Annotated in this window: 7 protein-coding genes; 2 read left to right on the top strand and 5 right to left on the bottom strand. The window is 32.0% G+C overall.

All coding sequences use genetic code 11. The features are described from left to right. Positions 1 to 144: 144 nt before the first annotated feature. Positions 145 to 4,797, bottom strand: coding sequence for a LamG-like jellyroll fold domain-containing protein (locus tag JM82_RS07525; protein WP_145002093.1), 4,653 nt, complete (start codon positions 4,795 to 4,797; stop codon positions 145 to 147). A 178-nt stretch (positions 4,798 to 4,975) separates the two neighbouring features. Then, positions 4,976 to 9,655 (bottom strand): M14 family zinc carboxypeptidase, encoded by a 4,680-nt coding sequence (locus JM82_RS07520; protein ID WP_145002092.1) that lies wholly within the window; start codon positions 9,653 to 9,655, stop codon positions 4,976 to 4,978. Between the two features lie 476 nt (positions 9,656 to 10,131). Here JM82_RS07520 and tssD point away from each other — a divergent pair, with 476 nt between their 5' ends. Beyond that, complete coding sequence (tssD, locus tag JM82_RS07515; protein ID WP_145002091.1) at positions 10,132 to 10,527, top strand: type VI secretion system tube protein TssD; 396 nt, start codon at positions 10,132 to 10,134, stop codon at positions 10,525 to 10,527. An 85-nt stretch (positions 10,528 to 10,612) separates the two neighbouring features. On the opposite strand, the gene JM82_RS07510 is transcribed toward tssD, so the two are convergent. After that, the gene (locus JM82_RS07510; RefSeq protein ID WP_145002090.1) at positions 10,613 to 11,008 is read right to left on the bottom strand and encodes a hypothetical protein; all 396 of its coding nucleotides are present in this window, start codon (positions 11,006 to 11,008) and stop codon (positions 10,613 to 10,615) included. A 150-nt stretch (positions 11,009 to 11,158) separates the two neighbouring features. Here JM82_RS07510 and JM82_RS07505 point away from each other — a divergent pair, with 150 nt between their 5' ends. After that, positions 11,159 to 12,151 (top strand): hypothetical protein, encoded by a 993-nt coding sequence (locus JM82_RS07505; RefSeq protein ID WP_145002089.1) that lies wholly within the window; start codon positions 11,159 to 11,161, stop codon positions 12,149 to 12,151. 24 nt (positions 12,152 to 12,175) lie between these two features. Here the strand turns inward: JM82_RS07505 and JM82_RS07500 are convergent, their stop codons facing one another. Then, positions 12,176 to 12,811, bottom strand: coding sequence for a response regulator transcription factor (locus JM82_RS07500; protein WP_145002088.1), 636 nt, complete (start codon positions 12,809 to 12,811; stop codon positions 12,176 to 12,178). A 6-nt stretch (positions 12,812 to 12,817) separates the two neighbouring features. After that, positions 12,818 to 14,785, bottom strand: a complete 1,968-nt coding sequence (locus JM82_RS07495) for a tetratricopeptide repeat protein (protein WP_145002087.1) — start codon at positions 14,783 to 14,785, stop codon at positions 12,818 to 12,820. Between the last annotated feature and the right edge of the window lie 5 nt (positions 14,786 to 14,790).

Raw genomic sequence — 14,790 nt, 5'->3', positions numbered from 1 at the left:
GAAGATTTTTTTGAATCATTTATAGGTTTAAAAGCATAAAAAAGGGTGTAAAGTATTTTGTTTTAGATTAAGGTGAAATAAAAAAAACCAAGACATCATGTCTTGGTTTTTTTGTTAATAAGAATAAAGTAGATTTGGGCTATATTATTCGATTAAAACTTTTTTAGATAGTTTACCATCTTCTGTAATTACTTCTAAAACGTAAGTACCAGTGCTTATTTTGTTCGTTTTTAATTCGATTAAACCTGTAGATTCAAAATCATTAAAAGAAACAATTTCTTGTCCTAATATATTATAAAGACTTACTGTTTTTACATTTTCTAATTTAGGGTTATTTACTACTATAGTATTAGATCCATTTGCATAGTAATAATTGATTGTTGTTTCTATTTCAAAATCTTCTGTAGACAATGAGTTAGATACTTGACTAAATCTTAAATCAAATCTATCCAAATACACTCCTGTTGCTAAGTCTAAAGCGACGTCGTTTTGTCTAAGATCATGGTAAGTATTTGTAACGTTGTCATAGATATAAATTTCTAAGTCATCTGGAACATTTTCTAAAGCATCAATTGTTATGGTGTTTATTCCATCAGTATCAACATGAATTCCTAAAGGTAAAATAGTTGCGTAATCAATAACATTAGTACCTTGTATTGTATATTTATTATCGCTAATCATCCAATACATATCATCCATTTGCTCTGTTTTGGCTTCACCATCATAACCCCAATCATATCCAGTAGAAGCATTAGTATCTTCTGTGACTAATAATTGTCTGTGTACAGTGTTAACAGAATTAAAGCCTAATCTAATTTTTAATCTGTCATCTGCATTGTAACTATTAGATGTTGTTGCAGCATCAGCAGTAGATCTTACAAATACTGAAGAAGCTCCTTCTTTTTCAAAAATACGTTGTCCATTATTAAATCTAATATTACCCGAGTTTTCACTTTTTACAAAAAATCCTTGAGACACTGGAATATAGCGACCTGGTAATTTAACAGGTGTACCACCTGTAGCGACTAATGGATCATTGGTACCATAGCTTGCAGCAGGAGTAGATCCTGATAAATTATAAGTAGCGTAACCACCTTGGTAATCTGCTAAATTGTGAGATCCTCCTCCCCAATGTTCCCAAAAGTATAATGTTCCGGTTGTACTACCAGCACCTTCTATTGTTGGCGCATTGTCCATTATAAATTGATGCGCATCTAATGCTGATGCATATGGATTACCAACTAAATATTCGTTTCCTGCAGTAATAGGTAGGTTAATATCTCCATTGTTTGGTTTTCCGTTAAAAACATAGTTTTGTTCTTGAGACAAATCATTACCAGTATTTGTAACTCCTTTTAAAGTAAACCCTTCTCCTGTTAATAAAGAACCTGTGCTTCTAACATGTTGCCAGTCTGCATAAGCTCCAGATTGGTTAGAATATTTCCATATCCAATAATCTGCAATACCGATTGGTGATCCTGAAGTACCATTATAACTATTTGTTATAAAGTTTATATCAACCGGATTATTAGGGTCAGTACCATCTTTAAATACCTGAGGTAAAGTATATGCATTATTATTAGTACTATTATTTGTTACACCAACTGGAGAAGACCAGAAGTTGTAAGTAAACAAATCTTTAGTCCCTTGTTGGTCACGTTCTATTGATCCTGTACTTGATGGGTCTAAATCACTGTTTAAAGATTGAATTAATTGCGACTCACCTTGTAAATCTATTTTTCCGTCTAATTTTAAATAGTGAGAAACTGTTATTCCGTTACCTGTATTTAAATCGTTATCACCATTTACAGATAATGTGTTATTAATAACATTTAAACTTAATACCGTTCTGTTATCATTGTTATTAGCTGGTAGGTTGTTGTTGTCTAAAGTTACGTTATGACTTATTTCAACAATATTCCAATCTACAGTAACATCTGCATCTACTATTGATGTAGATCCTGGAATGTAGAAGGTATTACCATTAGTCCATGTGCTATTATTTTCCCAATCACCAGATGCACTTGTTGTGTATGGTAAAGGTGCAGTCTGAAAGTCTACAGTATTTAAGTTTTTTAAAGCACCTTGTATATTGCTTCCTGAAGCATCGTTAGTATTAGTATAGGTGTAAATAGACATTGGGTAGTATCCTTTTAAATTACTCCATGGTAATGCTGCCACTTCATTATTAGTAATTGTATTAGGTATTATTTTTCCGCTAGTAAACGAACCGTTGTCTTCAATTTCTTGATTCATTAAGTAACGGATTTGATTAATACTTAAATCAGTATCCCAAACTCTAATTTCATCAATGTTTCCTCTAAAAAATTGTGTAGTTGACGTTTTTGATGCGGCAGCTACTAAAAACGAATCGTCTGTGTTTAAAGGAGCAGATTTGTTTGCAGATTTATCTAGTACACCATCAATATATAAAAATAATCTTGTGCCATTATAAATAAATGCTATATGGTGCCACTCATTATCAGGAATGCTTGTATTACTAGTTAATACTTGATTACTACCATTTTTCCAATACATTCTAATACGATTATCATTTAGAATTTGAAGGTCGTATCCTGAGTTAAAAGGATTATTTCTTTTAGAAATAATAGATTTTGTTCCAGTATCACTTGCTTCTCTTTTTATCCAAGTTGAAAGGGTGAAACCAGAAGGGTTTAAATCTAAATTATTGTCCATGTCCATGTAGCTATTGGCTCCATTAAAATAAACAGATCTTGTTACTTCTACTTGTGATGCATATCCAAATGTTATGTATTTTGTTCCATCAAAATCGTAGCTAGTCTCTAGATTAGTCCCATTTAAGGTCATTAATCTGTAGTCAGCAGTTGGGTCAAAAACAGGAGTGTCCGAAATAAACATATAGTAACTACCTGGAGGCGTAATATTTCTAATTGCATTTTGAGGTATTGAAACTTTTACTTCACCAATATCACCACCATTTTCTACTACTTTCCAAATACGTTGCATACCTAAAAAACTAACTAAAGTTGATAGGCCTGGTATACCACTACTCATGTCAACACTTATTACCTCTGGAGCTGCATTTAAATCTGCATTATTGTTTCCCCATGTTAGGTATTCGCGATTATTTAATGACACAGGGTTTGACGCTTTGTTTAAGCTATTAGTGTCGTAAATGTCAGTTAACCCTATAGTAATTAACCCTCTAGTTTCTCCTGTAGCATCTAATTCAGAATTTATACTTCTTGATTGTCTTTGGTCTAACTCAGCACTATCATCACGTCCAATTCCTGCAATATCATAGTTGTAACCAATATTTGCAGATTGATCCCAAATTACATTTCCTTGACTATCAACATAATCTTGAGAGATACCGTTTACACCTAAAGTGATTCCATATTTTATACCTAAATACGACTGTATTCTGTTACGTTCTTGTGTTAAGTTGTTGTCTGATTTTCTAGAGTTATAAGTAATTACTTCTGCAATTCTACCATCAAAACTACCATTCCAATATTGACTTCTACCTAACCAATATCTACCATTATTAATAGTTGCGTATCTTGAAAGGTCATTAGTTTCATTTCCAACTTGATTGGCATTAAAGTACAACTCCATATTATTGTTAGCATTGTTTTGTCTAACATTAATAATTTGTATTTGATTGTAGTCAGTCCCTGAATTTGTATCAGCTATTCCGTAACCATTTTCGGTTGGATTTGATGGTGTTTCACTGGTAGTACCTATGCAAAAGGAAAGACGTTCATTAGTTACTCTTGCTGTATAAGACCCATATCCAAATCCTGTAACATCCTCAGTAAAACTATCTGTTAATGGATCCGATCCAGTAAAAGTATCCAAAGGTATCATTGAAGTTGTAATTTCTGGATCTGGCATTAAGACTACAAAAACATCATTAGTACTAAATCCACCAGTTCCCTTTAGCTCATCCCTATTTGTTAAATAGGTCATATCTGCTTGAGAGGTATTGTTGTTGTTTTCAAACTCGATTACTGGGTTGAAATTCATGTTTTTTGAGGCATTATTTCTGTAAACTGGTTCTTGTCCAGCAACAACAACTTCTGCATTATTTCCTTTTCCGTTATCTACCCATTTACTAACGTTTGCACCATCTAATCCATAATTAGATCCATCTAACTGATCTGCTTTTAACCATAAGTCTAAATTACTAACGACACCTCCAGGACCAGTAGTTGGTGTATTGTAGGTTGTACCAGTAATTGTGATATCATCTATCATCACAATATCTCCAGTGTCACTAGCGTCACATCTTATCCTGAATGTACCAGATCCTACTATAGGAAAATTAAAATCAGTAGCCATTAACGTTACTGTTTTACTATAAAAAATAGTTGAATTACCTGATTGAAAATCTGCATTTTTACTAGCAACGTTACCACTAACAAATCTAGCAACAGTTTGCCAACTACCGCTTCCAAATAAATTTCCAGCCTTATATTCTACAAAGAAGTCCTCACCATTTTCCATACTATAACTTGTAAAGAAAAATTTAAAATCAATTTTATCGTAGATTCCAACGTAAAAAGAAGGCGAAGTCATTGAGGAATTGTTTCCTAGATTATCTCTTAACCAAAAACTAGAGTTACCGCTATAGGCAAATAAAGTATTTGTACCTCTGGATGCTTGCGTTCCACCAGACCAACCTTGTGATCCAGATTCAAAATCATAAAATCCTAAAGTTGTTTCGGTTTGAGCCAACACATTATAGCTGTTACCTAAGCTGAATACAGCTAAAATAATAAGTAGGGTTTTGTTGAAGGTAAAGTTTTTCATAATTTAAAAGGTTGATTTGAGGGGAAATCTTTTTTGTTAATATGATGTAAAATTAAATTTAAGCAAGCACTTAATAGGTTGACTTTAGTTAGAAAGCATTTATCTGTCGACGAATGGTTAGTTAGTTGCTTTAGACCGTTTTCAGACTATTTATTGCTTGCTTGTAGGTTGTTGTTGGTTAAAATTTAATTAGTTTTTGAGTTTGAATAAACGTGTTTTTAGAATCAGAAATTCTTAAAAAGTAAGGAGCTTGTTCTAAGCTTTCTAATTGATTAAGTCTAATTTTTCCGTTAATAGGTTGCGTTATCTTATTGTATATCACTCTACCATTTAAGTCAAATATTGAAACAGATATAGTTTCGTTATTTAATCTAGTTGGAAGTTTAACATCAATAAACGCATTAAAAGGATTAGGACTAATAACTATATTATCATTTGCAAATTCAGTAACTCCTAAAGTTTCAGTTTCGTCAGATCCATTACAGTCTTCATCAATTCCGTTTTGCGGAATCTCAGTAGCTCCAGGATAAACAGTGTCATTAGTGTCGTCACAGTCCGTATTATCTGTTACATAGCCAATAGGCTGCGTACATGTTAATATTGAGTTACTTGCGTCTCCAAAACCATCTTCATCATTATCTGCATAGTATGTGTTAGTAGCAGTTGTTACAGTGATGTTTAAAGTTTGATCTGCATCACATCCAGAACCAGTTACTGTAACAGATGTATCTCCATCTGCACCATTATATGTTACACTGTTTACTGACCATGTGTAGGTCTCGTTAGAGCAAATAGTAACATTGGTAATTACAGGTTCTGGAGGTGTTCCTGTTACAACCCAAGTACAAGTACTAGAGTTGTAAGTTGCTGTCTCATAACAAGCAGTTGTTGGAGCATCTTGTTGTAATATAGTAACGGTTGCAGTTGCTGTATCTATATTAGCATTTGTGTCTGTAACGGTAAGTGTGACTGTGTTTTCTCCAATATTAGAGCAATCAAAACTGGTTTGTGATAGACTGTAAGATGCAATTGCACAATTATCTGTTGATCCATTATTAACATCAGCAGGAGTAATGGTTGCATTTCCGTCTTGATCTAATTGCACATTTATATTTTGTGTTATGGCAACAGGATTAGTTAAATCTTCAACAATATTCACGGTAAAAGAAGCTGTTTCAGTATTACCAGAACTATCAGTCACGTTGTAACTAATTGTTGTTATTCCGTTAGGAAAAGTATCTCCACTATTTAACCCAGTAGTATCTGTTCTGTTAGCTGTTAATGAATTATCACAATTATCCGTAACTGTTGGATCTGTCCAAGTTGGATTATTAGCACCACAAGTCAATGCAATATTTTCTGGTACATTAGCAAATACAGGCTTAATTTGATCTAATACAGTTATAGTAGCTGTACAAGTATCAGTTTGACCATCTGCATCTTCCACAGTTAATGTTACTGTAATAGGCGTACCAACATTAGAACAATCAAACGTGTCTATATCAATACTATAGTTTGTAATGGCAACATCGTCTGTTGATCCATTATCTATTTGAGATGCTGTTATTGATGCGTTTCCGGTAGCGTCCAATTGCACATTTATATTTTGACAATTAGCCACAGGTGAAGCAGAAGTCGCTAAATCAGAGGTAATACCTAATTTATCAATTGCAATGTCTCCAGACCATCCATCAACTGCGTTAGAGCTAGTTGTAGCACTTAATCTTAACTTAATAACTTGACCATCAAAAGATGATAAGTCCACAGTTTGAGTTTTCCAAGCCTCTGTATGGCTAGCTTGTTGACTTCCAGAAAGTGTATAATCACTTAAAGTAACATAGTTTGCACCATTATCTGTACTTACATCTACTGTTAATACGCCAATAAAGTCTCCAAACATGTGGTAATCAAAATTGAAAGATGCATTTTCTCTATCAGAAAAATCAATACATGGACTTAATAAACTAGCTGTTTTGCTAGGAAAGTTAGGGTCTGATGCTTCAATATAAATAAAGTAAGTACCATCTGATGATACAGAAGGTCCTGTGCCTGCAGATGGAGTAGAATTACCATTGGCTTCTTGCTGTTTAATTGTCCAATCAAAGTCGTCAGTAGGTGAGGTTTGATCTGTCCAAACACCTAATGTGTTTTCAAAACTTTCAAAATATGGGAAAGTAGTAATTGCTGTTCCTGTACAAGTCGTTGAGGTAGTTGTTGTGAAATTTGTTATTGCACTGTAACTAGAATTACTAGAAGTACACTTTGTTCTTACTCTAACATCATAATCTGTAGTCTCATCTAAGCCATAAATAGTATACGTATTTGTAGCAATGTCTGTAATAGTTGTCCATCCAGCAGATCCAGAACCTGTTTCTCTATATCTTAAATCGTAAGTTGCTAACACACCTGCATCCCAATTTACTTGCGCAGTTGCAGTTGTAATATTTGTTACAGTTACGTTGGTAGGAACAATAGGTTCACAAGCATAAGTGATACCTATAATTTTAAAGTCATCAATAAAAAAACCATCATTAGTTGTCGTATAATTTTCATTAACATTTAAAGCGTCAGTCCTGAAGTTAAATCTGATTTTTACATTGTCAGAATTTAAAATTGAGGCATAATCACTGTCAATTGAAAACTCTTCCATAACCCAATTATCCATTCGGTCACCATCATATATTTGCCCAGCACTATTAGCTTGATAGTTAGCATAAGTATTACTTTTGTTGTCATGGCTGGTTGTATTACTAGTCGCGTTAGGTTTTGTGTAATTTCCGCAAAGCGAAATCCAACTTGATCCACCATCTGGAGAAGCTAAAACTTCTGCAAAATCATAATTTCTTTCTATATCCCATTTAGAGTAAAATTGAATAGTTACTTCATCTGAATTTGAAAAATCATAGCTATTAGTCGTAGTTAATGTTTTTGAAGCATTAGCAGTATAAGATCCTGTGCTTATAGCACTACTACCATCATAAGAGTTTGATGTAATAGACCAACCTCCAGATTGTGTCCAACCATTTAATCCGTCTGTATCAGGATTGCTTTGGAATAATATAGTAGGTTGATAGTATTTTGTGTATTCAGCTTCATAGATAACTCCATTATCGTTTGATAACGCGACATTGTAGATAATTTTTTCGTTTGGAGAAATTCCAGTATTTAAATTTAAAGAAAAACTAACATTTCTTTGTTCAAGTACAGACATGCCTACTTCTGTTATTGGAGAAGCTATACTTGAAATGTTAGAAGATATTGGTGTTACAGTTACAGTAAAATCACTTGCTGTTTGTCCAATACGCTCAATACCTAATACAATATCATCACCAATTGCATTGCTAATTGTACTTTGAGTTAAATCGTGTAGTTTAGCATATTTACCTCCATAATAAGCAGTTGCTAAGGAGATACGCATAGAGTTTACAGCATTTAATCTTACGTTTGCATTATTAGGCCAAAATCCAGAACTGTTTGCACCATGTTCAGGTGTTGTTGCTAAAATAGCTTGACCAGAACCATTTTTCCCATTATTATCATTAGCTCCACCCATCATCCAATCATCTGGTAAACCATTAGATTCGTAAAAAATAGTTGCTCCGTAAAGGTATCTATTATACCTAGTCATTTCTTCATGCCATTTATAAAACTCATTTTCTCTACCAGAACTTAAAGTTGGTACACCACCATATGGATGCGGAACAGAATTAGCATAAGAGTGATTCCAAACACCTGTTTTAAAATTACGGTTAGTAATAAAATCTACCATAATTTGTGTCTCAGGTTCAGAAGCAGCAGATGGACCTCTATATAAATTACTTGTAGGAGATCCCGAAGATCCAACATCGTTATAATCCCAATAATAGTCAAAGTTTCGGTTTAGATCTACACCTCTTAATGAAGTCGAATTAGATGTACTTCCAGTATTTGGTCTTAAGTTTTTACGCTGCATTCCACCTCCTCCTGGACTTAAATGTTCATTCCAACGTAGACCGTCAGGATTAACTACTGGTACAAAATATAACTCGTTATTATCAACTAACTCTTTAATCGCGTCGTTTGTATTATAGTTTTCAATTAAATACCACATAAAATATATGTTATTCATTAAAGCACTTACTTCTCTAGAGTGTATCATAGAAGTAAATAATATTTGTGGTTTTGTACCTTCAGCAGTAGCGCTTTCGTTACCTGTAATACGTATATAGTTAATGGTTTGTGGGTTCCATCTAGATGTACCTTGTCCAGAATAAGTTAATCCGTTATTGGTAATTGTATTTTGTGGATTACCCCAAGTTTTTTTATTATTAGATGATGCATCTTGTCTAGCAGATACTATATTTAAGTTATTTGTAGCATCATAGGAATTCATATTATCCAGTTCGGTTAATACTTCGCTTATTGTTAAGCAATTACCCATTGATCCAAAATGAAAATTAGTTGGTTCTACCCAATTAAATTCGTCACACCCTGTATATTGTATAATATTGTCTTTAATAATATTAGATACCGAAGCTCTTAATTGACCTTGTGATGCATCACTATTATAAGTTTGTTTACTAGTTGTATTATTAGTGTCATTTTTAATTCTATCCGCATAAAATTTTGTTAAGTCATCAATCACGACTTCAAACTGTATATTGTTTTCAGATAATATATCAAGTTCAGTATCTGCTAACTCTAAAGTTAAATTATCATGATCATGAGATGCGCCACAATTTAAATCAATACCTCCAGTTGCAATGATACGTTTTGTAGCAGCGTCTGGATTTGTGATTTTAATTCTAGAATGTTTTTCTTGTGCAAAAGAAAACGTACAAGTAAGTGTAATAAGAATAAGTAATGTAATTTTATTCATTGTTGTTGGTTTGAGGTATAAAGGATTTTATAATTAGACCGCTAAACTAGGAAAAATATTACGAAAAACTTCTTTTAAATGCACAAAAACACGACAAAATACATCTTTTTAGCTTAATCAGTTGAAAATGTGTAATTTACAAAATGCTTTTTTTATCGATAAAGTGTAGTTTTTTGTAAAAATCTTCGATAAAATGCACTTTTTGTTAACTAAATATTATAATTAGCTGTTCTGAAATCATAAAATTATTCTAATTTTTAGGTAAAAAGTAAGAGGTTTCTTTACTTTTTATTGTCTTTTTTTCAATTGAATTTAATGCTAAAATTAGTATTCCAATTACCTTGTTTTTTTGTTTAATTAACAATTTTTAGCATGATTAATTTATAATTTCACGGAATACCGTTAGTTTATTTGTTGCTAAATACCTCAATTTTGTATCATAAGTGTATAACAATAATTTAATAGATGCATTAACTATGGAAAACGCTAGTAATATTAAAATAGAATTATTAATTAGAAAAGATGACACGACTACAAAACAGTTTGAGCTTACCCAATGTGACTATAATTTTTCGACAAATTATTATCAAGAGGAGGATAGTAGATCTGTAGAGGTTAATTTATCTGCCGGAATTAAAAACGGTTTAGATCCTTTGTTTATAGCTTGGATTACTAATCAACCAGGAACTTGGTCTGGTTGTATAACCATTTTTATTGATGATAGCAACCAACCTGCAGTGTCACTAAAGTTTGATAAAGCTACTGCTACAGGTTGTAGTCAATCTTTTAGTGAGTATAATACAAGTATTAACGAAACTTATTTTAATGCTCATTTAAAAGGTGTTGTCTTTAATGATTTGGCACTTAATTAATAGCTAATTAAATAATCAGATAAAAAGCCTTTAAGATTAAATCCTTAAAGGCTTTTTTATAGTTTTTCAAAAAATATAATTTAGCTTATAAGTTGTTTTCTAAAAACTCGCGTATTACTAAGTCCGTAAAAAATCCACTATGGTGTCCTCCCCAACAAGCGGTTAATGCAAATACGCCTGCTTCTAATGTTAAAGATTTTTTGTCTTCAGCACCTTCGTTTGGTATACAATAGACTTCAATGGAGTTAATACTTTCTTGTACTGCTTCTTTTCCCATATCATCACTACAAACTTCTTTTAATCCATCTGTAAGCCTTTGTAAACAAACGCTTGGTACAAATTTTATATAATCCATTTCAAAAGTATCCCAATTAATATTAATAGGTAAGGCTTTACCAACAATGTCGTTAATCTCTTTTTGATAATCTGATAAATATTGGTCTTCAATTGATTTTGCTGCTTTTTTTTCTTTTAATCCCATGGTAAATGTTTTAGGTGTTATTTATGATTCAAAGGTATTTTAAGAGGTTATAAATTTTACACCTCATTTAAGTGAATATTAAAACTCACGGAATTCCGTGAGGTAGTAGCTTTTAATTAGCTCTAATTTTACACTCTAAAAAATTAAAAGATGAGGATTGTAATAATACTAGGTATCTGCCTATTTGTACTAGTAATATTAGCCAAAGGATTTACCAGGCTAGTTGGAGGTATTTCTAAAAAGCAAGCATCAAATAATTTAGTGCAGTATTTAACCAGAGAATATAAAGGTGAGCTTAACTTTAAAAATTTAAACCGTTTTTTTAATAGCGGAAACATGAATCCAAATATGTTTAGTGTCCGTATTTATAATGCGGATAAACCAGAAATTGAATTTTATTGTCACATAAACCTAAAAACAATACTAGAGGATGGAGGAATAACGATGAGTGGTTTGGATGTAAAAACGATAAATGATTATTATTTAGAAGCAATTAAACGTTACGACACAAGGCAAGCTATTAAACGTATTTTTAAAACTGAATTTTCTTTAATTGTATTTAATAACAATAGTATTGATTTAACCACTGATGTTAATGTAGAATCTGAAGCCTTACAATTGTTGCTAAATAAGTTTATTACACGTTTAAATTATTTTTATGACGATTTAGATATCTATTCTGATATTGCTTTAATTATAAAAACACCTAATCATCCAGAAGGGTTTATTGAAGTCCCTTTGGAGGTTTACGATAACAAATGGAGTATGTCCTGTTTTATGTTATCGGATAAAGCAACAAATTTTAATATTATAGAATCTAGAATTAAACGTGATCTTATTAAATATTTAGAGCAGTCACAGCCAAACTTTGAGATATATGACTCTAAAAAGGTTTATTTAGATAAAAATGCGTTGTCAAGAGCAGCTAGTGTCCAATATCTTAGCGATAAAACAGTTAATAATGAAGGCACAGTAAAATACCAAAACCCGCTAAAAGGGGTTTATGCAACTTATTTTGATTTAGAAACAGGTCATATATATAAAGGCGAATTAATTACAACAAAAAATGATAAAATCTCTTATGATGAAGAACTTGTTTTGATAAAAAAAACGCTTCAAGCAGAAGGGGTTTTAGCTTGGTAAATTAACATAGCTGTTAATTATTAATTAATCAAATAAACCAGATTCTATTGCATATTTTACAGCACCAGTTGTTGTTTTAGAACCCGTTTTTAATAAGATGTTTTTTCGATGTGTTTCTACGGTATTAACAGAAATAAAAAGTTTTTCCGAAATTTCTTTAGACGTTAATTCTTCAGCTAAAAGCGCTAAGACTTCTTTTTCACGAGGTGATAACTCAATGTTTTTATATTTTTTTCGTTCAAAAACACTTTCCATGTAACGCTGTTTGATAATTTCAGAAAAATATTGTTCGTCACCTAAAACAGTTCTAACCGCTTTTTGTAATTCGTCTTTACTAGTAAATTTTGGAACAAATCCATCAGCACCTTTTTGAATAACTTTATGTACTGTTCTGTGGTTGTCTAACATACTTAGCATGATAATTTTAACGTGACTATGCTTTTTCTTTATCTCGGTTAGCAACTCAATACCATCCATTTTAGGCATATTTATATCGCTAATAATTAAGCCAATTTCAAACTGCTTAAGTAATCTAACCACTTGTTTTCCTTCGGTAGCTAGATGTACTTCTCCAATCTCTTCCATGTCACTTAATATGGTATTAATGCCTTCTAAAAACATTAAATGGTCGTCTGCTATAATGATATTTGTTTTTTTCAATATGTCTTAATTTATAGGAATGTCTATGGTAATTGAAGTTCCGTTTCCAGAACTACTATCAATAGTTATTGAACCCTTAACTTTTTGTAAACGTTCTTTTATATTACGAAGCCCAATACCTTGTTTTTTATTGGTCTTAAACCCTTTACCATTATCATTAATTACAATGTTTAGGTAGTCTTCATGTTTAGTCAATTGTACTTCTGCTTGTGTCGCTTGTGCGTGTTTGATAATGTTATTGACTAACTCTTGTACAATGCGATAGGCATCTGCCAAAAGGTCTTCAGGTAGTTTATCAATGTCTTCTTCTGGAAAGAAAAAAGTTTGAATCGCTAAGGTTGTGTTATTAGTAATTTGTGCAACAAAATCGTTTAAAAAACTAGTAAATCCTATTTTAGAAAACGATAAAGGATGTAATTGATGAGAGAGACTGCGTATGTCAATACAAGCATTTTCTATTGCAGTGCCAATACGTTTGGCTTGTGGTTCTGAATTGTGTTTTTCAACATAATGCTCAAAAGCTATTTTTATACCAGCTAAATCACTTCCAATACCATCGTGTATATCTCTTGCTAATCTAGCACGTTCTTCATCTTGACCTTCTTGATAACGCTCTATTACAGATAATTTATGATCCTGAATCATTTGATTAATTTTCTGCTTTGCGTTTTCCTCTTGTTGAAGATTTAATTGTTTTTGTACTCGTAATCGCTGTATATACAACAACCTTAAAACTATTAGTGTTATTAATACTAACACAAAACCAGCAATAAATGCGTTTCTAACAAAACGTTGACGTTTTAAGGTAAGTTCGGCTTTTTGTAACTCGGCATCACTTAATTTTTGTTCTTTTTCTAATAACTTAATTCGTGTTTCTTTTAGTTGTGTCTCATAACGTTCTTGTATTTTAACAACATATTTTTCTTTGTCAAGAGCATTTTGTTCTGCTACTGTAGTGATTCCTTTTCGATAAAAAGTTAACGCATTTTTGTAATCACCTTCGTCTTGATATAATTGTGCTAAGTTTTTATAAATATCAGATTTGTAGCTAAGTAAAGATTGTTCTTCTCCTAAAGTTAAAGCTTCCTGAAAATAATTTATAGCTGCTTTTGTGTGTCCTAATTTACTTTCGCATAAACCTAAGTCGTTTAACACAATAACAATATCTGACGTAAAATTAAGTGCTTTTAATTGTGTTAACGTTTTTTTTAAAGCCACAACAGCCTCTTCACATTTACCTTCTTCCACAAGCATTTGCGAAAGGTTGATATTTATATACGCAATAACAGCTTTATTGCCTTCTTTTTCTCGATATCCAAGTACCGTTTGATAGTGCTTTCTGGCTTGGTCAAACTTGTTTTGCTCTTTTAAAATATTAGCAAAGTTAAATAAGGTTACCAATACACCATCATCGTCTTTTAAAGCACGATATAAGTTTGCTGCACGATCTAAGTTTTCGGTTGCTTTTTTATATTCTTTTTGAAGCACATAAAGTGTGGCTATATTTTGATAGGCATTGGCCTCTTGTACTTTATCATCATTTGCCTTAGCATAACTTAAGCATTGTATAAAACTATCCATTGCATTGGGATAATCACCAAGGTTTTTATAGCCCAATGCTAAAATGTTATAGCAAGCAGCCAGACCATTAGTAATGTTTAACGCTTTTAAAAGTGTAATTGCTGCTTTTGTTTCTTTAATAGCACTTTTATAATCTCCTGAAATATTACCTAAATTACCTAAAGCATAATGCGCTCTAACGGTTTGTAAATCTATTTTTAGTCGTTTACTTTCCTTTAACCAGTCCTGTGCTGCCTTTTTAGCAACTATTGGATTGGTATATAAGTTTTGTCCGTAGGTTTGGGATAACGAGTCAATTAATGGTGTATTAGCAGATGTTTGAGCAATAACCCAAGTATTAATTCCTAAAAAAAGGAATAGTGCTATTAAGGTATGATTTGCTTTTAATGCCATGTAAT

This window comes from Olleya sp. Hel_I_94 (assembly GCF_007827365.1).
Classification (GTDB): Bacteria; Bacteroidota; Bacteroidia; order Flavobacteriales; family Flavobacteriaceae; genus Olleya.
This window is presented reverse-complemented; position numbering and strand designations above follow the sequence as displayed.